The organism is Heyndrickxia sp. MSNUG (assembly GCF_049532715.1).
In the GTDB taxonomy this organism is placed as follows: Bacteria; Bacillota; Bacilli; order Bacillales; family Cytobacillaceae; genus Mesobacillus.
The window spans coordinates 1,354,040-1,379,253 of record NZ_CP150978.1; the positions used below are offsets into that span (position 1 = coordinate 1,354,040).

The 25,214-nt window shown below is 41.6% G+C and carries 21 protein-coding genes; 17 read left to right on the forward strand and 4 right to left on the reverse strand.

The window, feature by feature from the left end:
• The first annotated feature begins 40 nt into the window (after positions 1-40).
• The 3 genes from AABM38_RS06655 (at position 41) to AABM38_RS06665 (ending at position 3,010) form a co-directional block, all read left to right on the forward strand.
• Entirely contained in the window at positions 41-799 is a 759-nt protein-coding gene (locus AABM38_RS06655; protein ID WP_423410682.1) for a prolyl oligopeptidase family serine peptidase, read from the forward strand.
• A gap of 206 nt (positions 800-1,005) precedes the next feature.
• Positions 1,006-1,317 carry a metal-sulfur cluster assembly factor gene (locus AABM38_RS06660; RefSeq protein WP_423409682.1) on the forward strand — a complete coding sequence of 104 codons (312 nt, stop codon included), beginning with the start codon at positions 1,006-1,008 and terminating at the stop codon, positions 1,315-1,317.
• A 568-nt stretch (positions 1,318-1,885) separates the two neighbouring features.
• Positions 1,886-3,010 carry a TIGR04053 family radical SAM/SPASM domain-containing protein gene (locus tag AABM38_RS06665; protein WP_423409683.1) on the forward strand — a complete coding sequence of 375 codons (1,125 nt, stop codon included), beginning with the start codon at positions 1,886-1,888 and terminating at the stop codon, positions 3,008-3,010.
• A gap of 160 nt (positions 3,011-3,170) precedes the next feature.
• Here the strand turns inward: AABM38_RS06665 and AABM38_RS06670 are convergent, their stop codons facing one another.
• The gene (locus AABM38_RS06670; protein ID WP_335378386.1) at positions 3,171-3,869 is read right to left on the reverse strand and encodes a Crp/Fnr family transcriptional regulator; all 699 of its coding nucleotides are present in this window, start codon (positions 3,867-3,869) and stop codon (positions 3,171-3,173) included.
• Positions 3,870-4,249: 380 nt separating this feature from the next.
• Here AABM38_RS06670 and AABM38_RS06675 point away from each other — a divergent pair, with 380 nt between their 5' ends.
• The 3 genes from AABM38_RS06675 to cls all read left to right on the forward strand — a co-directional run bounded on the left by AABM38_RS06675 (position 4,250) and on the right by cls (position 8,797).
• The gene (locus AABM38_RS06675; RefSeq protein WP_423409684.1) at positions 4,250-5,749 is read left to right on the forward strand and encodes a nitrate/nitrite transporter; all 1,500 of its coding nucleotides are present in this window, start codon (positions 4,250-4,252) and stop codon (positions 5,747-5,749) included.
• Positions 5,750-5,998: 249 nt separating this feature from the next.
• Positions 5,999-7,015: a GTP 3',8-cyclase MoaA gene (gene moaA / locus AABM38_RS06680; RefSeq protein ID WP_423409685.1), complete on the forward strand. Its 1,017-nt coding sequence runs from the start codon at positions 5,999-6,001 to the stop codon at positions 7,013-7,015.
• Between the two features lie 270 nt (positions 7,016-7,285).
• The gene (cls, locus tag AABM38_RS06685; protein ID WP_423409686.1) at positions 7,286-8,797 is read left to right on the forward strand and encodes a cardiolipin synthase; all 1,512 of its coding nucleotides are present in this window, start codon (positions 7,286-7,288) and stop codon (positions 8,795-8,797) included.
• A 39-nt stretch (positions 8,798-8,836) separates the two neighbouring features.
• On the opposite strand, the gene ric is transcribed toward cls, so the two are convergent.
• Positions 8,837-9,535 (reverse strand): iron-sulfur cluster repair di-iron protein, encoded by a 699-nt coding sequence (gene ric, locus AABM38_RS06690; RefSeq protein WP_423409687.1) that lies wholly within the window; start codon positions 9,533-9,535, stop codon positions 8,837-8,839.
• Positions 9,536-10,066: 531 nt separating this feature from the next.
• Between ric and glp the strand changes: the two genes are divergently transcribed.
• From glp to AABM38_RS06705, 3 genes are all read left to right on the forward strand, one after another.
• The gene (gene glp, locus AABM38_RS06695) at positions 10,067-11,332 is read left to right on the forward strand and encodes a gephyrin-like molybdotransferase Glp (RefSeq protein WP_423409688.1); all 1,266 of its coding nucleotides are present in this window, start codon (positions 10,067-10,069) and stop codon (positions 11,330-11,332) included.
• A complete protein-coding gene (gene mobB / locus AABM38_RS06700) occupies positions 11,320-11,847 on the forward strand; it encodes a molybdopterin-guanine dinucleotide biosynthesis protein B (protein WP_423409689.1) in 528 nt (175 codons plus the stop codon). The genes glp and mobB overlap by 13 nt, the downstream gene beginning before the upstream one ends.
• A gap of 229 nt (positions 11,848-12,076) precedes the next feature.
• On the forward strand, positions 12,077-12,790 hold the full coding sequence (locus tag AABM38_RS06705; protein WP_423409690.1) for a YwiC-like family protein: 714 nt from the start codon (positions 12,077-12,079) through the stop codon (positions 12,788-12,790).
• Between the two features lie 277 nt (positions 12,791-13,067).
• Here the strand turns inward: AABM38_RS06705 and AABM38_RS06710 are convergent, their stop codons facing one another.
• The gene (locus tag AABM38_RS06710; RefSeq protein ID WP_423409691.1) at positions 13,068-13,760 is read right to left on the reverse strand and encodes a Crp/Fnr family transcriptional regulator; all 693 of its coding nucleotides are present in this window, start codon (positions 13,758-13,760) and stop codon (positions 13,068-13,070) included.
• 226 nt (positions 13,761-13,986) lie between these two features.
• Here AABM38_RS06710 and argC point away from each other — a divergent pair, with 226 nt between their 5' ends.
• The 7 genes from argC to argF all read left to right on the forward strand — a co-directional run bounded on the left by argC (position 13,987) and on the right by argF (position 23,415).
• Positions 13,987-15,021 (forward strand): N-acetyl-gamma-glutamyl-phosphate reductase, encoded by a 1,035-nt coding sequence (argC, locus tag AABM38_RS06715; protein ID WP_423409692.1) that lies wholly within the window; start codon positions 13,987-13,989, stop codon positions 15,019-15,021.
• An 11-nt stretch (positions 15,022-15,032) separates the two neighbouring features.
• Positions 15,033-16,268: a bifunctional ornithine acetyltransferase/N-acetylglutamate synthase gene (gene argJ, locus AABM38_RS06720; RefSeq protein ID WP_423409693.1), complete on the forward strand. Its 1,236-nt coding sequence runs from the start codon at positions 15,033-15,035 to the stop codon at positions 16,266-16,268.
• Positions 16,269-16,281: 13 nt separating this feature from the next.
• The gene (gene argB / locus AABM38_RS06725; RefSeq protein WP_423409694.1) at positions 16,282-17,055 is read left to right on the forward strand and encodes an acetylglutamate kinase; all 774 of its coding nucleotides are present in this window, start codon (positions 16,282-16,284) and stop codon (positions 17,053-17,055) included.
• Positions 17,052-18,206 (forward strand): acetylornithine transaminase, encoded by a 1,155-nt coding sequence (locus tag AABM38_RS06730; protein WP_423409695.1) that lies wholly within the window; start codon positions 17,052-17,054, stop codon positions 18,204-18,206. Before argB ends, AABM38_RS06730 begins: the two co-directional genes overlap by 4 nt.
• 76 nt (positions 18,207-18,282) lie before the next feature.
• Complete coding sequence (locus tag AABM38_RS06735) at positions 18,283-19,362, forward strand: carbamoyl phosphate synthase small subunit (protein ID WP_423409696.1); 1,080 nt, start codon at positions 18,283-18,285, stop codon at positions 19,360-19,362.
• On the forward strand, positions 19,355-22,462 hold the full coding sequence (locus AABM38_RS06740) for a carbamoyl phosphate synthase large subunit (RefSeq protein ID WP_423409697.1): 3,108 nt from the start codon (positions 19,355-19,357) through the stop codon (positions 22,460-22,462). The genes AABM38_RS06735 and AABM38_RS06740 overlap by 8 nt, the downstream gene beginning before the upstream one ends.
• Positions 22,459-23,415 (forward strand): ornithine carbamoyltransferase, encoded by a 957-nt coding sequence (gene argF / locus AABM38_RS06745; protein ID WP_423409698.1) that lies wholly within the window; start codon positions 22,459-22,461, stop codon positions 23,413-23,415. The genes AABM38_RS06740 and argF overlap by 4 nt, the downstream gene beginning before the upstream one ends.
• Positions 23,416-23,834: 419 nt before the next feature.
• On the opposite strand, the gene AABM38_RS06750 is transcribed toward argF, so the two are convergent.
• Positions 23,835-24,647 carry an undecaprenyl-diphosphate phosphatase gene (locus tag AABM38_RS06750; RefSeq protein WP_423409699.1) on the reverse strand — a complete coding sequence of 271 codons (813 nt, stop codon included), beginning with the start codon at positions 24,645-24,647 and terminating at the stop codon, positions 23,835-23,837.
• 284 nt (positions 24,648-24,931) lie between these two features.
• Between AABM38_RS06750 and AABM38_RS06755 the strand changes: the two genes are divergently transcribed.
• Complete coding sequence (locus AABM38_RS06755) at positions 24,932-25,111, forward strand: YjzC family protein (RefSeq protein ID WP_251477395.1); 180 nt, start codon at positions 24,932-24,934, stop codon at positions 25,109-25,111.
• Positions 25,112-25,214 lie beyond the last annotated feature (103 nt).

Below are 25,214 nucleotides of genomic sequence, written 5' to 3' on the forward strand. Positions count from 1 at the left end.
TCCGTTCAAGCATATCCAGGGGGGTTCAACGTTGATTTTAGTGGAAAAAAAACGCATTAAAGATATTCCCGTTCTCCATATAGTAAAACAAAAGCAATTTTCAGACAGAATACCTTTGATTATTTTTCTTCATGGCTTTACAAGCACGAAGGAAAGGAATATGCATGCAGCATACCTTTTTGCTGAAAAAGGCTTCAGGGTCGTGATGCCGGAAGCAAAATACCATGGGGAGCGAGCAAAGGGATTCTGTGAGATGGAGCTTGGCTTCCGTTTTTGGGAAATTGTCCTTACCTCAATTGAAGAGCTTTCAATTATTAAGGACAACCTAGCTGAAGAAGGTCTAGTGGATCCAACGAGAATCGGAGTTGCCGGAACATCCATGGGAGCCATCACAACACTTGGTGCCTTAGCGAAATATGATTGGATAAAAGCCGCAGTCAGCTTGATGGGCAATCCGTCGTATGAACAATTTGCACTCTGGCAGCTGAATGAAATGGAAAAACGAAATGTTGAGTTAGGCATATCCAAAGATGAAATTTCGGCATTATTAAATCAGCTTAAACAATATGATTTGAGCCTTCAGCCGGAAAAATTAAATAAGCGTCCCGTGTTGTTCTGGCATGGAAAGCTGGATAAAGTGGTACCGTATCATAGTGCATATCATTTTTATGAGCAAAACAGGAAAAGCTACGAAGGTACATCAGGAGTGTTTGAATTCATAACAGATGAAAAGGCAGGCCACGCAGTTTCGAACGCAGGCGTTGTCGCAGCGGCGAACTGGTTTGAAAAGCATATATAATTGCCTTTACACTTTAAATGAATCTGAATCATTGTTATGATAGAAATAGGCTGTTTTCCCATAGGATTTTGTTTTCTGTAACAGGCTTTTTTAGCTTACTTAACGTTTTTTGGACGCTTTTCGACAAGCTCCTGGCCCAGTAATATAAAAGCAGCAAAATTTTACGAAAAGAGCTTAGTACAAGCATTGCAAAGGAGTGTTCACCAATGGATCAAGATTTAAAAGATAGCATTATGGGTGCGCTTGAAATGGTCGTTGACCCTGAACTTGGCGTCGATATCGTTAATTTAGGGCTCGTATATGATGTTGATTTGAACGATGCTGGCCTGGCAACTGTAACAATGACCTTGACTTCGATGGGTTGCCCTCTTGCCGGCACAATCGTCGAACAAGTAAAGCTGGCACTCGCAGACCTTCCTGAGATAAAAGAAACAGAAGTAAATATCGTGTTCAACCCGCCTTGGTCAAAGGACAGGATGTCACGCTACGCGAAAATCGCGCTTGGTGTCAGAGACTAAGACTCAAGTTTAAAATGCATGTTAAAAAAGCAGCAGGGAGCTCCCTTGCTGCTTTTTTGCATTCATGAATGCCTGAGCGATAACAACTCAAAGGTGAAAAATCACATCGAGTTGTTATGAGAGGGGTTCCGAAGACAACTCTCAGATGAAAAATCACATCGAGTTGTTATGAGAGGGGTTCCGAAGACAACTCATAGGTGAAAAATCGGAACGAGTTGTTATGAGAGGGGTTCCGAAGACAACTCACAGGTGAAAAATCGGAGCAAGTTGTTATGAGAGGGGTTCCGAAGACAACTCATAGGTGAAAAATCAGAACGAGTTGTTAAGAGAATGATTCCGATAACAATTCAAAGGCCGAAATCTCAACGAATTGGTATGAGAGGTGTTCCGCTAACATTTCAAAGGTGAAAATCGCAACGTGTTTTTTTGGAAGTCTCCACAGGTCTGTCAGTCACAAAATTGTCATACAAAACATCAACTCAGCCGCTTTTAAGTGAGGTAGTTCACTTAATCAAGTTGCAAATACTTCTATACTTCTTTTATAGAGAAGTACTGAAGGAGGCGCCAAATGATGTTTTCAAGAGATTTTAACAAAAACCCATTCATTGTAATTTGGGAACTGACCAGAGCTTGTCAGCTGAAATGCCTTCACTGCCGTGCTGAGGCACAATATAGAAGAGATCCGCGTGAATTGTCCTTTGAGGAAGGCAAAGCGCTGATTGATCAAATATACGAAATGAATAATCCAATGCTTGTTTTTACTGGTGGAGACCCTCTAATGAGAGAGGACGTTTTTGATATCGCAGCTTATGCGGTTAAAAAAGGTGTCCGTGTTTCAATGACGCCAAGTGCAACGCCGAATGTTACGAAGGAAGCGATCGAAAAAGCCAAAGATGTAGGATTGTCACGCTGGGCATTCAGTATTGACGGTCCAAATGCTGAAGTTCATGACCATTTCAGAGGAACAGCAGGGTCATTTGATTTAACTATGGAAAGAATCAAGTACTTGCATGAACTGGAAATACCTATTCAAATTAATACCGTTATATCACGCTATAATATTGATTATTTAGATGAAATGGCAAAAATGGTTGAGGAACTGGATTGTGTTTTGTGGAGTGTGTTTTTCTTGGTGCCTACAGGGCGGGGGCAGGAAAAAGACATGATTTCACCTGTTGAGCACGAGAAGGTATTTACCTGGCTGTATGATTTAAGCAAACGAGTGAAGTTCGATATAAAAACAACAGCTGCCCAGCATTACCGCAGGGTCGTAATCCAGCAAAAAATGCGGGAAGCAAAAGACCATACAGAAGAAATCGATTATCTCACTGCATTGACCAAAGAAGGACTGACAGGTTCGATTGATGGCCTTGGCAGGGCGCCAAAAGGGGTCAATGACGGAAATGGCTTTGTATTTATCTCTCATACTGGGGACGTCTATCCTAGCGGCCTTTTGCCAGTAAAAGCTGGTAACGTCAGGGAGCAGCCGCTTGCTGAAATATACAGGGATTCCCCTGTTTTCAAGTCATTAAGGAATCCAGATGAATACAAAGGGAAATGCGGAGTATGTGAATTCAGGCATGTTTGTGGCGGATCCCGTTCACGCGCCTATGCTATGACCGGAGACTATCTGGAAAGTGAACCATTCTGCGTTTACATTCCTAAAGCCCTGAGAAAACAGAAACAAAGTTAGATAAGAGCTCCTGCGTCATGTCTAAGGAGCTTAGTCAATAGGCTGTGTTAAGGTTATTGTTGATTTTGAATCTTTGTAGCAGAAATAAGACCCATCCATTAAAAAAAACGAGTGAAGCTAGAAGCCTCACTCGTTTTCTTATTCAAATTGTAAATGAATATCAATCTATACTGCAAAACACTGCCGGACAGTTTTCACAGCCGATTTCCTGACGTAAATAGTCAACGTCGTGTACAAGGATTTTCCCTTTTTTGATTGAAATGATTTCTTCACGCTTAAGCTCATTCAGGATTCGATTCGTGCTTTCACGAGAAGTGCCGCAGAAGTTCGCCAGCTCCTGGTTTGTTAACGGAAGGTCGATGAGGATGCCATTATCTTTTTGCAAACCGTAACTGTTTGTCATACGAATCAGTGTCGAGAACAATGCACCTTTTTTTCCGTTCAGTACAAGGTCGCGGAACTTCGTTTGTGTTTTGCGGAAATGGTCGCTCATCCATTTCATGAATTCGAATGCAAGCGATGGATTCTGGAATATTTCCTTTTCAATGACATCTTTTCTGATGGCTGCAATCTTGGCATCTTCTATGATAAGGGCACTAAGAAGATATTTTGGAGCATCCGTAAATAAAGTCAATTCGCCGCAAATATCGTTTTCTCCGCAAATTCTAAGGGCGAGCTCACGGCCATCTTGTGTGACCTTACTGATTTGGACCTTACCTCCGAGAATCAAATAAAGTTCCTCTGCTTCCATGCCTTCCTGGAACAGATATGATCCCTTTTTAACTTGGATCGTCCTGTCAGCAAACTGGAGCAATTCTTTGATTTCAATCGAATGAGTTACTTTATGTGCATGTAGCATGGTCATCACCCTTTTCATTTTTTGAGAGGTAAAACTAATGTCTGGCTCACGTGTCAAAGTATTTATTGTCACAATAATAACACCGGCATAGTGTTAACTAAATACAGGAACGGTAAGTGTCAAAATGTCGTCACATTCTAGGACCTTTTTGTTCACATTTTCGAAACAAATTGCTCTAATTTTATTATATCGATTAACAAAGGCAGATAATTTACATGTTTGAAGACATCTGTGACGGTTTATTGAACATAGAAATAGGTGTGAAGTTCGTCACATCTAAAAGCTTGTGAATTTTTTACGATTTACCCATAGAAAGCTGCTATGACAATTTCAAAGCCATTAGGGAAATAAATTAGTAAGCTCAAAGGGGAGAAAAAATAATGAAAACACAAAAAGTTCAGCTTCCATTGCAAACACTCAGTCTTATAGCGGGGTTCATGGTATGGGTAATCTTATCCTCATTAATGCCATTTATAAAAGAGGATATTAAAATGTCTGCAAACCAGATTGCTATGGCGACAGCAATTCCTGTTGTTCTAGGTTCTGTATTAAGGATTCCTATTGGATACTGGACAAACAAGTATGGTGCCCGGAAATTATTCTTTATCAGCTTTACATTGCTGCTTTTCCCAGTCTATTTCATCAGTCTTGCTGATTCGTATACGGATTTGCTGATTGGCGGATTGTTTGCAGGAATCGGTGGAGCTGTTTTCTCAGTAGGTGTTACATCACTGCCAAAATATTATCCTAAAGAACGCCACGGCTTCGTCAACGGTATTTATGGAGTTGGTAACCTGGGGACTGCGATCTCAACTTTCTCAGCTCCAGTTCTCGCCTCCCAGTTCGGATGGCAGACAACGGTCAAGTTGTATTTGATCCTGGTGCTTTCCTTTGCATTGCTGAACTTCGTGCTTGGGGATAAGAAGGAACCTAAAGTAGTCACTCCTCTAGGAGAACAAATAAAGAGCGTCTATAAAAATCAAAAGCTATGGGCATTGAGCTTATTTTACTTCCTGACCTTTGGATCTTTTGTAGCCTTTACAATCTATTTGCCTAATTTCCTTGTCACCCATTTTGATCTTGAAAAAGTGGATGCTGGCCTAAGGACAGCTGGCTTTATCGCACTTGCAACATTTTTCAGGCCGATTGGAGGATGGCTGGGAGATAAATTCAATTCTTTCATCATTTTGATGTTTGTTTTTGCCGGTTTGACGATTTCAGGAATCTTGCTATCATTCATGCCATCTCTGACACTTTATACGATCGGCTGCCTGGCAGTAGCCATCTGTGCAGGAATAGGAAATGGAACAATCTTCAAGCTTGTCCCGCTCTATTTTTCCAAACAGGCAGGAATCGTGAATGGTATCGTTTCTGCAATGGGAGGATTGGGAGGCTTCTTCCCTCCGCTGATGCTCGCATTCTTGTTCAACCTGACTGGACACTATGCAATTGGATTCATGGCATTATCACAAATAGCACTGGCAAGCTTGATCATCGTATTCTGGATGTATTACCAGGACAAATTAAGCCTGGCAAAAAATATCATTGACCATACGATTGAAGGTGTCATGATCACGGATGTAAAAGGAAATATCGAACAAGTCAATCCAGCCTTCACTACGGTGACAGGCTATACCCCGGAAGAAATTATCGGGAAGAATCCGCGCATTCTTCGTTCAGGTGAGCATGAAGAGGACTTCTACAATGATATGTGGCAAGCGATCAAAGAGAATGGCTTCTGGCAGGGAGAAATCTGGAACAAGAAAAAGAATGGCACGATTTATCCTGAGTGGCTGACAATCAGTCCTGTAAAAAATGAAGCAGGAGAAATAAAGAATTTTGTCGGCATGTTCAGTGAGCTAACTGTGAAAAACAAATAATAAAGCTCGTTTAAAAACTGCATTAAATGGCTTAATGCAGTTTTTTCCATTCCCTATAAATTGACAACATCATGACAATTAAGGGTAAAAAACACTACCCAGGCAGTTTTTATGTTGTAATATATATATATAAAGAAAATCTACTATTTAAATAGAGGACTAATAATGTTAGTGTGAGAATATTAGATGAATTGCATTTGTAGCTGATACCGATCACTTATCCTACTTCTCTAATTGGAGTTGACGCATATGGTAAAAAACATAATCAAAGACCAGTTAAATAGACCACTTCGAGATTTGCGTATTTCAGTAATAGATCGCTGCAATTTCCGCTGCCAGTACTGCATGCCTGCAGAAATATTCGGGCCAGACTTTGCTTTTTTACCTAAAAGTGAGCTTTTGACTTATGAAGAAATTGAACGAGTGGCAAAATTGTTCATTGAACTTGGGGTTGAAAAAATCAGGCTTACTGGCGGAGAGCCTCTGCTTCGGAAGGATCTCCCGATTCTCGTCCAAAAACTGAATGAGATTGAGGGCCTAAAAGATATTGCCTTAACGACAAACGGAGTTCTACTGCCAAAATATGCAAAGCAGTTGAGAGCTGCTGGGCTGAAGAGAGTCAATGTCAGCCTCGACAGCTTGAAGGATGAGCTTTTTGGAGAAATCAACGGCCGCAATGTGGGCGTTGGCCCTGTGCTCGAAGGCATAAAAGCAGCTAAAGAAGCTGGCTTAGGTGTGAAAATCAATACTGTCATTAAAAAAGGGCTCAATGATTCTGAAATTCTCCCTATGGCTGAATTCTGCAAAAAGGAAGGCATTGAGTTACGCTACATCGAATTCATGGATGTTGGCAGCACCAATGGCTGGAAAATGGATGATGTCATCACAAAGAAGCAAATGTTTGACATTATAAGCGAGCATTATGAATTGGAGAGAGTAGACCCTGATTATTACGGGGAAGTTGCAAAGAAATACCGCTACAAAGGTACTGATATCAATGTAGGATTCATTTCATCGGTTTCAGAGTCCTTCTGTTCAAACTGCACAAGATCGCGTCTATCAGCAAACGGACAATTGTTCACTTGCCTCTTCAATGGAAATGGCCATGATATCCGTGATTTCATGCGAGATGGTGCTACTGATGAAGAACTTCGGGCACGCATAACAGATATCTGGAACCATCGTACGGACAGATACTCTGATGAACGGACAGCGGAAACAGTTGCAAACAGAAAGAAAATTGAAATGTCTTATATAGGCGGCTAAGACTCCTTCGGGGGTCTTTTTCTTTTTATACGGGGATTATTGTTTGTGGTAATAGCTATCTGGCAAAGGAAAATCTCTTTATGTGCCATATGATGTCTCATAGGACAAAGTCCTTCATAAGCCATTTGAAGTCATAAGCCTTAATTGAATAAATTAATCCGCATCCGCTTTTCTCAAAGCTAATAATGGGCATACTATGTTTCCAAACAACCTGACTATGGGTATATACAGAATCTAATATATCTTATTTATGATTTGGAGAATGCCTGAATGCTTAAAAGAAGAATAGAATTTTTATTTGTATTTATTTTGATTGCCTGCATTTATATCGTTTTTTTTACTGACTTAAGCCAAATAGTCAAGAGTGGAGCTATAATCGTTTATGCCATCATTATCTTAATCAGCATCTATTCGCTGGTGCTGGAAAACCGATCTGCTCAGCACACACTGATGTGGATGTATGTCTTGATCCTATTTCCTGTCGTAGGTTATTTCTTTTACTTGTTTTCCGGACAGCTATACTTAAAGGGTTATTTATACAAAAGTAAGCGAACTCGGGATCGGGATGAATGGGAAAAAATAATGAGAAAGGAAGAGTCCCGTGACTTATCCTTCTTGATCGATAGTCAGCAATGCTTTGCACAGTATGCCAAGAATGCATCGTTCACACCCATTACTACAGGATCAAAAGCAAAGATCCTTAAAAATGGGGACGAAACTTTTTCGGAAATTAAGAAGAAGCTGAAGGAAGCTGAAAAATTTATTCACATTGAATATTATATTTTCAGGTCTGACCGGCTGGGACAAGAAATCATTGAGATTCTTATAGAAAAAGCGCAGCAGGGAGTTGAAGTACTGTTCATGTTCGATGCGGCCGGCAGCATGAAATTTGCCGCAAAAGACCTGAAGGAAATGTTAGATGCCGGAATCAAAGCACAGCCATTTTCTCCACTAAAGTATGGATTTTTCAATCAGAAATTCAACTTCCGAAATCACCGGAAAATTGTGATCATTGATGGTGAAATTGGTTTTGTAGGTGGCTTGAACGTCGGTGTAGAATACCTTGGCGAGGACGAAAACTTTGGGTTCTGGCGTGACACCCATATGGTGCTGACGGGTGAAGCAGTATATACACTTCACAACGTGTTCCTGCTCGACTGGGAATATGTCAGCGGAGAGAGAGTTATTGAGAATTATCCTGCCGTTAAAAATCAGGATAATGAAGATGTACTGGATGGCGCGATCCAGGTTGTAGCGAGCGGACCTGATACCCAACAAGGAATCATGAGCGATTTTTATTATACAATGATGTCGTGTGCAACAAAGTCCATTTGGATAGCGACGCCATATTTCGTTCCAGATGAGGCGATCCGCACTGCACTAAGAGTTGCGGCTGCAAAGGGAATAGAAGTTAGGATCATGGTTCCTGAAATCAATGACAGCTACTTGACTCAGTACGCTAGCCGATCTTATTTTTCGGAATTATTAAGGAGCGGTGCAGAAATCTATTCTTATAAGAAAGGCTTTCTGCATCAAAAGGTGATTATCGTAGATGGAAATATTGCGTCTATAGGAACAGCAAATATGGATATGAGGAGCTTCCACCTGAACTTTGAGGTGAATGTTTTCCTTTTTGGCACAAGCTCGATCAGGGATCTTGTCGCCCATTATGAAGAAGATATGCTTGAATCAGAAAAAATCAGTCCAGTTCAATATTATAAACGTGGTTTTATGGAAAGATCGAAGGAGTCTTTTGCAAGGCTTTTTTCGGGAGTGTTATAGGAAAAGACCTCATCACATCCTGATGAGGTCTTTTCACAATTAGGCAATATACCGCGGGAACAAGATATTGTTTTCGAGATGCACGTGCATGAATGTATGTGCTTCAAGTGCTTCCAGCCGCTTGTATACTAAACGATAAGTTCCGCAAGCATCAATAGGCGGAGTGAAATCGGATGTTATTTCGCGCAATTCTTTAAGGATTGAGCCTGCATGATCATGTTCTTTTTCAAGTTCAGTGATTTCAGAAATCATCTCTTTGCGCTTATCGGTGGCGGCTGAATCCAGCTGCAGCAGCATCGGGAACACTGTTGCCTCTTCCTTGGCGGTATGCTCAAGTAATTCCTTTTTAAACTCATAAAAGAGTTCATATACCTTTAAAAGTTCTTCATGACGATCTCCATGTACCTTTGAAACCTTGGTTACATATGGGCTAAGCAGGGTAAGCTCTTCCTGGAGTTCGCGATGATATTTATTTTTAATATGGTCAATCAGGATTTCAGAATCAGTTTCTGTCCAAACCTCCATATTATCTGCAGTTCCGTTATGTTTTTTATATAGATCTTCAAGCTCCACCATGATCGTCGAAACATTAAGGTTCTGTTCGGCAGCTGCTTCTGCTAGTGGGCGATTGCCGCCACAGCAAAAATCGAGACGGTTCTTCTTGAATAAATCACTTGATTGAGGGAACAAATTAACAATATCTTTAACTAATGAATTTTGATTAAAAGGCATTTTCATGTAAAAAACCTCCATATATTTATTATTACTGTTTCCAAACTCATCATATAGGAATTGGATTAACTACCTGGTGATGTGCATCACACTTCACAAAAAATCTACATATTTATAGGGAATTTTAAAAGTGTATACTGTGAGGTTTGTTATATTTTCATTTTTCCATTACTCTTATAATGAAAAGCGTAATGTTTAGGCCTTTTAAATAAAGCTGTTGATTTTCGTTCCAGGCGCTTCGCTTTCCGCGGGGCTGGCGCTGAGCCTCCTCGTCGCTTCACTCCTGCGGGGTCTCACCTGACCAGCTAAGCCCGCAGGAGTCTTCGCGACTTCCACTACAATCAACAGGTTTCATACAACAACATTGAACTTTAATAGAACCAATGTTAAAAAACTTTTTTCACAATGTTTTGTAGTAAGTACACTTAGATGATTAATGGCACTTATTTTTAGGACTTTTAAGTTCCTGTTAAGTAAAATACAAGCTACACGAAAGAGCCAAGATAAGTTTTAACCTGCAATAGGAGCTGATTATATATGTTAGAGAAAAGAAACCCTATTCCAATTGGAGAGGCTGTAAAGAGAGTAATGGAGCATAAGAAAAATGGCTCTACTGAGTACGTTTCGATTAATGAAAGCTACGGTCGCTATCTGTCTGAGGATCTAAAAGCAACAAGTGACGTTCCGCATTTTGACAGGGCACCGTATGATGGATATGCTATACGTTCGATTGACACACAGAATGCTTCTCAATCCCAGGCCGTTGAGTTTGAGGTCGTTGACCATATTGGAGCAGGCATGCTAACTGATAAAGAGCTTGGGCCCTTTCAGGCAGTGAGAATCATGACAGGAGCGCAAATGCCAGTTGGTGCTGATGCGGTTGTCATGTTTGAATTGACAAAAGAAGTCGAGCGAGACGGAAAAAAGTATATGGAAACAAAGCGCAAGCATAAGAAAGGTGATAATGTCTCCTACCGTGGCGAAGATGCAAAGGAGGGGGAAGTGCTTGTCAAAAAAGGCACTTTTATCAACCCAGGGATCCAGGCAATGCTAGCGACATTCGGATATGCAAAAGTGCCTGTGGCAAAAAAACCTGTGATAGGGCTTTATGCAACAGGAACCGAGCTTCTGGAGGTTGATGAACCTCTAGAGCCTGGAAAAATCCGAAATAGCAATTCCTATATGATCTCGGCTCAAATCCTGCGTGCAGGAGCAGAAGTGAAATACTTTGGACAGCTGCCTGATGATTTCGATACATGCTTCGAAGCGGTCAGTAAGGCAATTGAAGAAGTGGATTTATTCATCACCACTGGTGGTGTTTCTGTGGGAGATTATGATTATCTGCCTGAAATTTATGCCAAGATCGGTGCCGAGGTTCTTTTCAATAAAGTAGCGATGAGACCAGGAAGCGTTACAACAGTAGCTCAGATGGACGGAAAGCTGTTATTTGGACTATCTGGAAATCCATCTGCCTGTTATGTAGGCTTTGAACTGTTTGCGCGCCCAATTATCAGGACAATGCTATTTTCCCAGCTGCCGCATTTAAGAAAGGAATTAGCCATTCTTGACGCTAATTTCCCAAAAGCAAATCCGTTCACAAGGTTTGTCAGAAGCGCATTGACAATCCAGGATGGAAAGCTCGTTGTAACTCCGAGCGGTCTCGATAAGTCAAATATCATCATGAGTTTAGCAGGCGCGAACTCGCTGATGATCCTTCCTGGCGGCACAAGAGGCTTTGAGCAGGGGATGGAAGTTGATGTTCTTATGCTCGAAGATCACACAGGCAGTGAGTGGCCTTGGTAAAACCGATCATTTTCCAGATTGCAGGATATCAGGACAGCGGCAAGACGACATTAAGTCTAAAGCTGATAGAACATTTATCTGCATCCGGGCTGAAAATTGCTACTATCAAGCACCATGGTCACGGCGGTAAGCCAGAGGTGGATGAAACAAAGGATTCAGGGCGCCATATTGCAGCAGGTGCAACTGTCTCCCTCGTTGAAGGAGACGGCAGGATCCTTATCCAGGCAGAACAAAAACAGTGGTCTCTTTTGGAAGAAATCGAGATGCTTTCTTTCTTTAAACCTGAAGTGATTCTAATTGAAGGATACAAAAACGAGAAGTATCCAAAGGCAGTCATTCTAAGAGACAAGGGAGATCTCGAGCTTCTTGACATACTGCCTGGTATTAAAGTCATTTTTTATCGTGATGCAAGTATGGCAAGGCATCTCATAGACCAAGACATCCCATCATTTGATACGAGTGATGAATCTGGTTTTACCTGGCTAACCAATTATATTAAAGCCGATTTCACATAGATTATGAAATGTAACTTTATGTAACAGCGTAAAACATTCAATATGATACAGAGAGACTGAACCTTTTTGGTTCAGCTTTTTTTGTGTTCGCAGGAAAACAAGAAGAACATTTTTTTTGACAGTTCAATGACATTCGATAAATGGAAAAGTGATATGTGATAAGCTTCACTTATTTGATGTTGAAATTACTCTATATTTAAGTCAGGAAAGAACAAGGGAGTGTTGATTCATGAAGTTATTTATGCCAAAACAGCACGGAGCCTGGGCTATGTTGATCATCCCTTTCTGGCTGGGAGCAGCGGCAAGTGAAGTAATCTGGCAGCATGTCCCGTTTTTCATAGGCTGGGTATTATTATATTTAGCAACATATCCACTGTTATTGATGTTTAAAAAGAAGAAAATTCCCTTTTATCGCAAGTGGGTTCTTATTTATATGATTCCAGCCCTGGTGTTTTTGATGATTCCGTTATTTACAACGCCATCTATTGCTTATTTTGGATTTTCGATGATTCCATTCTTCATCCTCAATGCTTATTTTTCAGCAAAAAATAAAGATCGGGCACTAATGAATGACCTCAGTGCAATTATTGTCTTTTCGATAGCTGGGCTGGCCAGCAGTTATCTGCCTGGCGCTGTGATTAACGAAAAAGCAGTCCTTGTATTTGCAGCTTCCATTTTATTTTTTACAGGCAGTACACTATATGTAAAAACGATGATTCGTGAAAAGAAGAATCATAGCTTTAAATGGATATCATGGACCTATCATCTCCTTGTACCTGCTTTATGGCTGGCTGCAGGAGAGGAGGCTGTTGCAGTGGCAGCAGTCCCAAGCTTAATTAGGGCGATTGTATTATTTGGAAAACCAGTATCCGTTACGAAAGTAGGTATTTATGAAATAATAAATGCTGGATTGTTTTTCACTATCATGATGTTTTCATTTTAAATAGAAAAGCAGAAGCTGCCTGGAAATGCTGGCAGCTTCTGCTTTTTTGCTTTGGCTCTGTTAAACTTGTCTGTTGATTTCCGCTCCAGGCACTCGCTTTCCGCGGGGCGTCAGGTGAGCCTCCTCGCCGCTTCGCTCCTGCGGGGTCTCACCTTGGCCGCTAATCCCGCAGGAGTCGAGTGCCCTCCGCTCCAATCAACAGGTGTTAAAATCAGCAATGTCTTTTAAAATAGCCTTGCCTAAAAATATCAATAAAAACTATACATAAATAACATCATTATTCAATATTACAAACTTCAACAGGGCAGCTTTCACAGTCTATTTCTCTTTTGAGCCGATTCAATGCATGAACAGTGATGTAGCCCTTATCAATGGAAATGCTATTATTTCTTCTTAACTCGCTCAGCAGTCGGTTGACTACCTCCCGGGATGTGCCGCAAAAATTGGCGAGCTCCTGGTTTGTCAAGGAAACATCGATTTTTATTCCTTCGTCCGTCACCACACCATAGCTGTTTGCCATCCGTATTAATGTCGAATATAAAGCACCTTTCTTTCCATGCAGAACAAGGTCCCGAAACCTTGTTTGTGATTTTCGGTGCTGTAATGAAAGCCATTTTACCAATTCCAGCGCGAGCGCATTATCCTTCGCAATTTCATTCTCCAGATTATCCTTCTGGATTACTGCGACAGTTCCACTCTCGGAGGCTTTCGCAGTAAGTAAATGGCTTGATGCAGGGCTGAACAATGATAGCTCTCCAACCAATTCACCGGCTGAGCACATTCTGATTGTCAGTTCACGACCGTCAGCAACCATCTTGCTGATCTGGAATTTGCCGCTTTGAATAATATACAGCTCACTTGCGTTATTTCCTTCCTCAAAAAGAAATGAGCCTTTTTCAATTTTTTTGATCCTGTGAACCTTTTCGAATACTTTATTCAGCTTTGGTGACATGATTGTTGCAGCCTGCATGTTAATACCACCTCATGTACGGCAGGTCATTTATACTCCTGTCCGTATAAATAATTAATATAATTATATTGTAAAGCATATTAAGCCAGCAATAAAATTGCGAATTGTTCACATATTGTTAATAAATTTGTTGCGTTTTGAAAAGTGAATTCTTATAATAAAAAGAACATAATTAATATTTATAAATATTTTTGGTTATTTATACATTACTGGAAGGAGGAGAAAAGTGAAAGCAGCTATCATCGGTACAACAGGATATGGGGGAGGAGAGTTGATTCGCCTCCTGGCAAATCATCCCCATTTCACAATCCATTCTGTCCACACGACGAGAGATGAAAAACCAGTATCCGAAGAATATCCGCACTTAACAGGAATTTTTGATAAAGTCCTTACAAAAATTGATATTGAAAAAATCGCTGAGGAAGCGGATGTTGTATTTCTGGCAACACCTTCAAAGGTTTCTGGGAAGCTTGTTGATTCATTTTTCGATACCAAAATTAAGATAATTGATTTATCTGGAGATATGAGACTGAAAAAAGGAGATTCATATAAAACCTGGTATGGTCATGATCCGGTAAAGGACTCGATTCTAGCTGAGGCCGTTTATGGTCTAAGTGAATGGCATAAAGATGAGATCAAAGATGCGAGACTTTTGGCGAACCCTGGCTGCTATCCGACTGCAGCGCTTCTGGGGCTTGCACCTGTTCTCGAGGAAAAATTAATTGATCCGTCGAGCATCATTATCGATGCTAAATCAGGTGTGTCGGGTGCTGGAAGATCTCCCTCAATGGGTACGCTATACGCTGAATTGAATGAAAATTTTAAAATTTATAAAGTCAACGAGCATCAGCATATTCCCGAAATTGAACAGCAGCTTAGCAAGTGGAATGGCGGGCAGGTAACGATTACATTCAGCACACACTTAATTCCTATCACAAGAGGGATCATGGCGACCATGTATGTTCAGCTAAGGAATGAAGTTGATACAGAAAGATTGCTAGATTTATATGAACAAACCTATCATGCACACCCGTTTATCAGAATCAGGAAAGCTGGTGTTTTTCCGGCAGTAAAAGAAGTGAAAGGCTCGAATTTTTGTGACATAGGCCTGCACGCGGATCGGCGGACCGGGAGGCTGACAATCGTTTCTGTCATCGATAATTTAATGAAAGGGGCTGCAGGCCAGGCTGTCCAGAATGCCAACCTTATGTTTGGTATTGATGAAACGGCAGGTCTTGGATTGATACCCCTGTACCCATAAAGGAGGATAACATGTACCAGGCATTAACTGACCAGAACTTAATTAAAGAAATGACAGAAGGCGGCATCCTTAGTCCAAAAGGTTTCCTCTGCGGCGGTGTCCATGCGGGACTTCGTTATAACAAGCTTGATTTAGGTATGATTGTGAGCGAAATACCGGGTAATTGTGCGGCTGTATACACTACGAGTCACTTTCAGGCCGCTCCTCTGCTGGTAACACAGGAAAGCATCGCACAGGAAGGTGTTCTCCAGGCGCTCGTTGTCAATAGTGCTTGTGCGAATGCATGTACAGGCGAACAAGGATATCAGGATGCATTAAAGATGAGGTCATTGGCCGCTTTAAAACTAGGTATCCCTGAACATCATGTAGCTGTTGCTTCCACCGGTGTCATCGGTGAATTTTTACAGATGGAAAAAATAGAAGCTGGAATTGACAAGCTCGATTTAGGGAAGTCAGCTGGTGATGCAGAAGCCTTTCAAACAGCAATTCTAACGACGGATACTGTCATGAAGCAATGCTGTTATTCTGCTGTGATTGATGGAAGGACAGTAATTATTGGCGGCGCTGCTAAGGGATCGGGAATGATTCATCCGAACATGGCAACAATGCTTGGTTTTCTGACAACAGATGCAGCGATAGAGAGCGAACATCTTACCTTGGCATTAAAAGAAGTAACGAATACTACCTTTAACCAAATAACGGTAGATGGAGATGTATCAACAAATGATATGGTGCTTGTGCTCGCGAACGGTGCTGCGGGGAATGCTCCGTTAAGCCCTGAGCATCCAGAGTGGCCAGTTTTTCTTGAACTGTTAAAAGAAAGCTGCGCCAGCCTTGCAAAACAAATTGCTAAGGACGGGGAAGGAGCAACGAAATTAATCGAGGTATCTGTAAAAGGCGCGCAGACAAATGAAGATGCCTGTACAATCGCAAAGAAGATTGCCGGCTCAAACCTTGTCAAAACAGCGGTGTATGGTGCAGATGCGAATTGGGGAAGGATTATCGGTGCAATTGGCCAAAGCCAGGCAGCTGTAAATCCAAAAACAGTCGATATCGCTCTTGGCCCAATCAAAATGCTTAAACTCAGCACTCCGATTGCTTTTAACGAGGAAGATGCGAAGGAATACTTAATGAATGATAAAGTGCAAATTTTTGTTGACCTACAAATTGGTGACGGCACTGGCATGGCATGGGGCTGCGACCTTTCATATGATTATGTGAAAATAAATGCAAGTTATCGCACATAAAGGGGCGAATTCTTTGAGGATAATTGTCATTAAATGCGGCGGAAGTGTATTGGATGAGCTGACTGATGATTTTTTTTCTAGCTTAAGAGAGTTGATGGAGAACGGCTTTTCCCCAGTAATTGTCCATGGCGGTGGGCCAGCGATCAACTCAATGCTGGACTTGTTTGGGATAACAGCACAATTCAAAGATGGTTTGCGGGTGACTTGTGAAAAAACAATGGGAATCGTTGAAATGGTTTTATCTGGTCAAACAAACCGGCAGCTTTGTGGAATGCTGATTAAAAATGGCTTCAATGCACTTGGCATTAACGGTAGCGATGGGGATTGCCTCCAGGGAGATTATCTTGATAAAAACGCATTAGGTTATGTCGGGACTATTTCCGAAGTAAACAATGAATTAATCATGATGACAATTGAAAACGGCTATATACCGGTTATCACTCCGATCGCATCTGCCAAAGATGGCTTCAAGCTGAACATCAATGGCGACTATGCCGCGGCCTCCATTGCGAAGGTTTTAAAGGCCGAACGCTGTGCATTTGTAACAAATGTAGAAGGAATTCTTATCGAAGGTGAGATTGTCAGTGACGTGACTGAACAAGAAGTAGAAGACTATATTGCTGATGGCCAAATTTATGGCGGGATGGTGCCTAAGGTGATGTCAGCCTTATCTGCAATGGCTGCCGGGGTAGAAAAAGTAATGATCATTTCTGGCAAAAAGCAATTTTATAAAAATAGCAGCTGGCACGGGACATCGATTGCCGCAAAAGAGAGGGTTTTAAAATGAGCTATTTATTCCCGACTTATCAGAGATGGGAAATCGAGCCTGAAAGAGCATCAGGTGCTTGGATCTATGGAAAGGATGGGTGTGAATACCTTGATTTCACTTCAGGTATCGGTGTATGCAATTTAGGGCATCGACCTGAGTCTGTAGAGACTGCAGTAAAAAAACAGCTGGAATCATTTTGGCATGTTTCTAATCTCTTCCCTCAAAGCATACAAGAAGTAGCAGCGGAAAAACTGGCAGAAGCTGCGGGATTGGATTGTGTATTCTTTGCTAACAGTGGCGCTGAAGCGAATGAAGCAGCAATTAAACTAGCGAGAAAGGCTACAGGGCGAACGAAAATTATTTCCTTCCTGCAATCATTTCACGGCAGGACATTCGCAGGGATGGCTGCAACTGGCCAGGAAAAAATCAAACAGGGATTCGGCAGCATGCTCGAAACATTTGTGCACCTTCAATTCAATGATCTTGAAGCTTTCCAAAACGAAATTGGGCAGGACACAGCAGCGGTCATGATTGAAATTATCCAGGGAGAAGGCGGAATTCACGTCGCTGAGCCCGAGTTCCTTAAAGAAATAGAAAAAGCATGTATGCAAAATGGTGCTTTGCTGATCATTGATGAAATCCAGACAGGAATCGGGCGAACAGGGAAGCCATTTGCGTTTCAGCATTTTGGGATTAAACCAGATATTATCACTGTTGCCAAAGGCCTTGGAAGTGGACTCCCAATTGGAGCTGCCGTTGGAAAAGCTGAGCTGAAGGAATTCTTCGGTCCAGGGAGTCACGGTTCAACATTTGGAGGAAACCCTGTAAGCTCGGCTGCAGCATCTGCGACGATGGAAATCATTTTTAACGATGAATTTTTACTAGGAGCAGCGGCCAAAGGGGAGTTATTATTTGAATTGCTCGATAAAAGACTTGGCCATTTGGAGAGTGTAAATGAAATCAGGGGCCTTGGACTGATGGCAGGAATTGAAATGTCAGCAGAGGTTCAGCCAATCCTGGCTGCTTTAAGAAAATCGGGACTGATTGCGCTGCCAGCTGGAGAGAAAGTGATCCGTTTGCTTCCACCGCTTAATGTAAGTCAGGAAGAGATTGAAAGGGCTGTTCATATAATAGAAGAAACTATAAACATACATTGCATTACAGCGTAAAGGCTGTATATTTTTTAAAAAATAAATGTATAAAAATGAAATTAAATAAATAATTATTCAACTGGAGAGGTGTCAGATGAAAGGATATCTGCAACTGGCTGACGGCAAGACATTTCAGGGTCACTTGCACGGAGAGCTGGCTGAAGAAGGGATTGCAGGAGAGATTGTGTTTTTTACCGGGATGACCGGGTACCAGGAGGTTTTGACAGATCCTTCATATAAAAATCAAATCATTGTTTTTACGTACCCGCTTATCGGCAACTATGGGATAAATGATGAGGACTTTGAGAGCAAGAGACCGCATGCAGCTGGTGTCGTTGTATATGAAGCGGCAAGCTCCGCCTACCATTATGAAGCTAAGCATTCATTCTTGGAATATTTAAAGAAATGGGAAGTACCGGTACTTGAACATGTTGATACAAGAGAACTTGTAAAAAGCATCCGTCAGAATGGCACAATGCCAGCGGTTCTATCAAATAAGCCTGCAGTTGATTTAAGCTGTGACATGATTGCAGGCCTGAAAGTAAAGGAAGTATCATCCATTAAACCTAAAACAATTGGCTCGGGTGATACGCACATTGTTTTGATTGATTATGGTTTTAAGAAATCGATCGCTGAATACTTAGTAAAGCAAAATTGTCTTGTAACAATTGTTCCATATCACTACACCTTTAAACAAATTGCGGCCCTCCAGCCCGATGGCGTTCTATTATCAAATGGGCCTGGAGACCCGAAAGAATTAGCTGGCAAGCTGCCAGAAATAAAAAAAGTGATTGAGTATTATCCAACCTTAGGGATCTGCCTTGGTCATCAGCTGGCAGCGCTTGCGCTTGGTGGGGATACAAAGAAGATGTTATTTGGGCATCGCGGAGCAAACCAGCCTGTTTATGATGTGACAGCAGACAAGGTATTCATGTCATCACAGAACCATAGCTATGCTGTTGATCAGCACAGTATTGCCAAAACAGGGTTGAAGGTACGTTTTTACAATAAAAATGATCAATCAATCGAGGGACTTTACCATGAAAAACTGTCTCTACTGACCGTGCAGTTCCATCCTGAAGCAAGTCCTGGACCAGAGGACAGTACATTTATTTTTGAAGAATTCATCCAAACAGTCAAATACAAAAAGAAGAGAGAAGTCAGCTATGCCTAAAGATACTAGTATTAAATCAGTTTTAGTAATTGGTTCTGGTCCGATTATCATAGGCCAGGCCGCCGAGTTCGACTATGCAGGAACACAGGCCTGCATAGCACTTAAGGAGGAAGGATACAGGGTTATTCTTGTCAACAACAATCCTGCCACAGTTATGACCGACCATGTCTTTGCAGATGCTGTTTACTTTGAGCCAATGACAGTGGAAGGTGTAGAAAAGGTTATAGCACTAGAAAAGCCTGATGGTATCCTAGGAACACTAGGGGGTCAGGCAGGCTTGAATTTGGTGTTCAAGTTGAGTGAGCAAGGAATTCTTGGAAAATACAAGGTAAAAGTGCTTGGAACTTCAGTTGCGAGCATCAAGCAGGGAGAAGATCGAGAGGCTTTTCGCAGTTTGATGCATGAACTGAATGAGCCAGTTCCTGAAAGTGAGGTTGTTCAGCAGGTTGAGGAAGCTATCATATTTGCAGAGAAAATCGGCTTTCCGTTAATTGTCCGCCCTGCATATACGCTCGGAGGCACCGGAGGAGGAATCGCATCCTCAATGGCCGAATTAATATCACTTGTCACCGGCGGGCTGAATGAAAGCCCGATTACTCAATGCCTGATTGAACGGAGCATTGCAGGTTTTAAAGAAGTCGAGTATGAAATGATGCGGGATGCTGCTGGCACATGTATTGCGATTTGCAATATGGAAAATATTGATCCAGTGGGCATCCATACTGGTGATTCAATCGTTGTTGCTCCTTCCCAAACACTGACAGACAGGGAATATCAGATGCTGAGAACATCAGCTGTTAAAATTATATCTGCCTTAGGGATCATTGGCGGCTGCAACATCCAGTTTGCACTTGATCCTGAAAGCAAGAATTATTATTTGATTGAAGTGAACCCAAGGGTAAGCAGGTCTTCAGCACTCGCTTCAAAAGCGACAGGCTACCCAATTGCCAGAATGGCAGCGAAATTAGCTGTTGGCTATAACCTGGCGGAAATCATGAATCCTGTCACCGGTAATACTTATGCAAGCTATGAACCAGCCTTGGACTATGTTGTCGTAAAAATACCGAAATGGCCGTTTGAACAATTTCCCCAAATCGACAGGACATTGGGCACACAGATGAAGGCAACTGGAGAAGCGATGGCTATTGATCGAAGTTTTGAGCGTGCCTTTATTAAAGCAGTCAAATCACTGAATATCAAAACGCTGGATCTTAAGCTTCCTGCCATCTCACAATATACAGTTGGGCAGCTCTTTGATTTGGCAGCAAAACAGACCGACCAGCGGATTTTTGCGCTTCTTGAATTGCTTCGACGTGACGAGGACATTCATTTGCTGCACCAAAAAACAAATATTGATCTATTTTTCCTCGCTAAATTCAAGGCGATGATTGATATGGAAAAGATGATTGAAGGACTAAGCAGCGAACAGGTTACAGCCTCTGAGTTGAGACACATTAAAGAAAAAGGATTCAGCGATGAATTTTTAGCCAAAGAATGGAAGGTTACTGAGGAAAAGATTAGATTACTAAGAAAAAGTCATGGTGTAACACCAGTATATAAAATGGTCGATACATGTGCCGCTGAATTTGAATCTTCTTCAAATTATTTCTATTCCAGTTATTTTGGAGAAAATGAAGCACCTGCCGCAAGCAGCAGACGCAAGGTGTTAGTCATTGGCAGCGGGCCAATCAGCATCGGACAGGGAATTGAATTTGACTATTGCTCCGTACATGGGGTATTTGCCTTAAACGAAGAAGATGTAGAAACAATTATGATAAACAATAATCCGGAAACTGTAAGTACAGACTTTGCAATCTCAGACAGATTGTACTTTGAACCATTGATGATTGAAGATATTTTAAATGTCATCGAGAATGAGGGAATCCAAGAAGTGATCGTCCAGCTCGGCGGACAAACAGCTTTGAACCTGGCAAAGGGGCTTGAAGAAGCAGGTGTCCATCTGCTGGGAACGAGTTCTAAAACAATTGACTTATTTGAAGACCGGAACCAATTTTATCAGCTGCTTGATCAGTTGGATATCCCAAGAGTTAAAGGAGAAACAGCAGCGAATAAAACTGAGCTTCTGAGTGCTGTTGAACAATTGGGTTACCCTGTATTGATTCGTCCTTCTTATGTAATCGGCGGACTGAACATGGTGGTGATCGGTAATCGTCAAGAGCTATGCAATGCCATTGAGGCAGGGAAAATTCAGTATCCAATCCTAGTAGACCAATATCTTGAAGCAAAAGAGGCGGAGCTTGATCTTGCTTCAGATGGAGAACATGTTCTTATTCCAGCAATTATCGAACATATTGAAAAAACGGGTGTGCACTCAGGTGATAGCTTCTGTATGATCCCTGCCCGGAGCTTTTCAGCTGAAACAAAACAGCTGATGGCAGAATACGCAAAGAAAATCGTGACAGAAATTAACTATAAAGGATTAATGAACATCCAATTTATTGTGAATGGAAATGAAGTATTTCTGCTTGAAATCAATCCGCGTTCCAGCAGGACGATGCCAATAGTAAGCAAGATAGCCGGAGTGGAATTAGTGAAAAAAGCGACAAAAATATTGCTCGGGAAATACTTTTTGTCGAAAGACGAATTGCTGCTTGATTCTGATGCTCAGTTTAGTTGTGTAAAACATCCTGTTTTTTCAAACTTTGCTTTGAAGGGACTGGATTCCAAGACAGGTCCACAGATGATTTCCACTGGGGAAGGAATCAGTATCGCCTCATCAACGGAGGAGGCATTGAGCAAAAGTTTCCATTCCATTAATGGAAAACCTCTCAAAGGAGCAATCGCATTTGCAGATAAGTGTGATTTAGTGGAAGTAAGCAATCAATTCGATTCACCTGCTTTGGAAATGGTGGAGTATGATCAATGTGCTGATCACCAAAAAATCGTTGCGTTATTTTGTCCAGGGGAATCAGCTGGAGATACAGCATTAAGGGAATGGGCAATCAAAAACAGAAAAATCGTGCTGACACAAAAAGAGACATTGAAGGCACTTTTAAATAGCTCCTCAATTGAGAGCTGGGAGGTAAAGTCTTTGGGTGCATGGCATATAGAAACCAGTGAGGAAGTGATCGCAAAATGACCACAATTCAGCAGCTAGACGTTGATTTAAAAGGAAAAGATTTATTGACATTGGCAGACTTGGCTTCAGAGGAAATCATTGGCTTGATTGAAAAAGCGGTTGAACTTAAAGAAAAGACATTGAAAAAACAATTTGACCACCCATTGAAAGGCAAAATTCTAGGAATGATTTTCGATAAATCATCCACACGAACAAGAGTGTCATTTGAAGTAGGTATGATCCAGCTTGGCGGCAGTGCGCTTTACCTTAATGGAAATGACCTGCAGCTTGGTCGTGGAGAAACGATCGCTGATACTGCACAGGTGCTTTCTCAATATCTCGATGGCATTATGATCAGAACTTTTTCGCATAGTTCTGTAGAGGAGCTTGCCGAACATGCCGCAATCCCTGTCATTAACGGATTGACCGATCTTTATCATCCATGCCAGGCGCTCGCCGATTTACTGACTGTTTATGAAAAGAAGGGGAAGCTGGCAGGACTGAAGCTCGCTTATATCGGTGATGGCAACAATATGGCTCATTCATTGATGATTGCCTGTACAAAAGTCGGCATGGATGTATCCATTGCTGCACCGAAAGAGTATTTTCCCGACTCTGCTGTAACGGCAAAGTGTGAAAAGTTTGCAGAAATCAGTGGTGCGAAGCTGGTTATAACCGATTCGCCAACAGAAGCTGTAAAGGATGCTGATATCATCTACACAGATGTATGGACCAGTATGGGGCAGGAAGCTGAAAATGAACAAAGGCTTAAAGCTTTTCACGATTATCAGGTAAATGAGGATTTGCTTGATTTGGCAAAAAAGGATTACCTCTTTATGCATTGTCTGCCCGCGCACCGCGGAGAAGAAGTAAGTGCAGAAGTGATTGATGGTCCTCATTCTGTCGTATTCGACCAGGCAGGAAATCGACTGCATGCCCAAAAGGCGCTGCTTGTGGAAATTCTAAAGGATTAACTCGTGATTAACCAATCAAATGATTATAGATTAGGCTAAAAAGAACCGGCTGCAGTAGCAGCCGGTTTTGCTTGTCGAAAAAGATACAGTTCACAGATTAGTTATTGAAAACTTGTTGATTGTAGTGGAAGGCGCGTAGACTCCTCCGAAAATGCTAACACATTTCCATCGTGCGTGGGCAGGTTCGATGAAGCAAATCAATGTCCTGCGGGCTCAAGCTGGACAGGTGAGACCCCGCAGGAGCGAAGTGACGAGGAAGCTCAGCGCCAACCCCGCGGAAAGCGAAGCGCCTGGAACGGAAATCAACAGACCTGTTATACTTCCCACACAAGATGAAAAAACTGAAGACAAGCTCGCTTTAATCGAGTTTGTCTTCAGTCTGAACCGGCTGCAGCATAGCAGCCGGTTTTTAGCGTGAATTATGAAAAGAAAATAACAAGCGCCCCAACTATGAAACAGTAAATAGCAAAATATTTCAGGTTTCCTCGAGCCATAATATTCATGAACCATTTTAATGAAAAATATGATGCGATTAAAGATGCAAAAAATGCGAGCACATATGGAAGCGCCAATTCTTTCAAATAAGGATCTTTCACAATATCCGAAAATCCAAGAATCATTCCACCGACACTGACAGGTATATAAAGCAGGAAGGAATACCTTAATGCTGTTTCCTGTTTCATGCCAAGGCCCATAGCTGCTACGATTGTTGCACCCGACCGGCTTATGCCTGGAATTAGTGCGACTGCCTGAGCAAGTCCGACAATGATAGCATCACGGTAGCTCAGTTCACCATCACTTTTACGGCCCCGCATGTTCCGGATTATCCATAAAGCAAGTCCAGTCACTAAAAGAGTAATGCCTACTGTCTTGATCGATGCCAGGTTATCTTCGATAAAATCTCCGAATAGGATACCAATTACTCCTGCTGGAATGGTGCCGACGATCAAATAAATGATGAACATAAAATCTGATTTTGCTTCCGGGTCTTTGCTTTTAAGGTATGCTAATCCGTTAACAATTAAACGCTTGATGTCATCTTTATAAATTAGCAAAACGGCAAGTAATGACGCTGTATTGGCCAGAAGCGCAAAGCTCATCCCTTGAATTTCAAGACCAAAGAAATGTTCAGCAATCTCGAGGTGTCCGCTGGAGGAAACAGGAATAGGTTCCGTGATGCCCTGGAACAGGCCCAGAAATATGTATTTAATTAAGTCAAAAAGATTTTCCATACCAAATAAAGCTCCTCCAAAATATTTATTTTCTCTTTGGCTCTGTTAACGCTCACTGTTGTTTTTAAAACCTGTTGATTGTAGTGGAAGGCGAAGCGCCTGGAACGAAAATTAACAGCCGTGTGTAACAGAGCCTTCTCTTTAATAATTCAATACAAACTAATGTAACGTATATTTCATGTTAATTAAAGGATAAAGGCCTTCCAGATGTTTTTATAAATACTTTATGGTAATAAGCAGATAATAAAATAGCCGGAATACTTATTTTAAAGGAGGAAGGCAAAATGGGACAGAATCGTCAATTTCGCCCTGGACAAAAGGCGCCAAATAATGGAGTTTATATTGAAATCGGCGAGACAGGAAGCAATGTGAATAATCCCCAGAAGCTTAAGCTCAGTGCAGGAGATCGTTTTCCAGAAACCTCAAACCACAACCGCCTCTGGACTTACCAGAGAAAACCTTGAGGCATCAAAAGTGAAATGATTATCGTAAAGCCATCCAATACGGATGGCTTTACTTATTGGGAATTTTTATTATAATATAATTAAAGGTCAAAAATGGTCAAAG

Bases quoted from the DNA above. Each gene is read 5' to 3' on its own strand.
- AABM38_RS06730 (WP_423409695.1), top strand. From the start codon at position 17,052: ATGAGCTATTTATTCCCGACTTATCAGAGATGGGAAATCGAGCCTGAA.
- AABM38_RS06755 (WP_251477395.1), top strand. From the start codon at position 24,932: ATGGGACAGAATCGTCAATTTCGCCCTGGACAAAAGGCGCCAAATAAT.
- AABM38_RS06710 (WP_423409691.1), bottom strand. From the start codon at position 13,760: ATGCAGGCTGCAACAATCATGTCACCAAAGCTGAATAAAGTATTCGAA.
- AABM38_RS06665 (WP_423409683.1), top strand. From the start codon at position 1,886: ATGATGTTTTCAAGAGATTTTAACAAAAACCCATTCATTGTAATTTGG.
- AABM38_RS06675 (WP_423409684.1), top strand. From the start codon at position 4,250: ATGAAAACACAAAAAGTTCAGCTTCCATTGCAAACACTCAGTCTTATA.
- AABM38_RS06670 (WP_335378386.1), bottom strand. From the start codon at position 3,869: ATGCTACATGCACATAAAGTAACTCATTCGATTGAAATCAAAGAATTG.
- AABM38_RS06705 (WP_423409690.1), top strand. From the start codon at position 12,077: ATGAAGTTATTTATGCCAAAACAGCACGGAGCCTGGGCTATGTTGATC.
- AABM38_RS06740 (WP_423409697.1), top strand. From the start codon at position 19,355: ATGCCTAAAGATACTAGTATTAAATCAGTTTTAGTAATTGGTTCTGGT.
- moaA (WP_423409685.1), top strand. From the start codon at position 5,999: ATGGTAAAAAACATAATCAAAGACCAGTTAAATAGACCACTTCGAGAT.
- argF (WP_423409698.1), top strand. From the start codon at position 22,459: ATGACCACAATTCAGCAGCTAGACGTTGATTTAAAAGGAAAAGATTTA.
- AABM38_RS06735 (WP_423409696.1), top strand. From the start codon at position 18,283: ATGAAAGGATATCTGCAACTGGCTGACGGCAAGACATTTCAGGGTCAC.
- glp (WP_423409688.1), top strand. From the start codon at position 10,067: ATGTTAGAGAAAAGAAACCCTATTCCAATTGGAGAGGCTGTAAAGAGA.
- AABM38_RS06750 (WP_423409699.1), bottom strand. From the start codon at position 24,647: ATGGAAAATCTTTTTGACTTAATTAAATACATATTTCTGGGCCTGTTC.
- ric (WP_423409687.1), bottom strand. From the start codon at position 9,535: ATGAAAATGCCTTTTAATCAAAATTCATTAGTTAAAGATATTGTTAAT.
- AABM38_RS06660 (WP_423409682.1), top strand. From the start codon at position 1,006: ATGGATCAAGATTTAAAAGATAGCATTATGGGTGCGCTTGAAATGGTC.
- cls (WP_423409686.1), top strand. From the start codon at position 7,286: ATGCTTAAAAGAAGAATAGAATTTTTATTTGTATTTATTTTGATTGCC.
- argJ (WP_423409693.1), top strand. From the start codon at position 15,033: ATGTACCAGGCATTAACTGACCAGAACTTAATTAAAGAAATGACAGAA.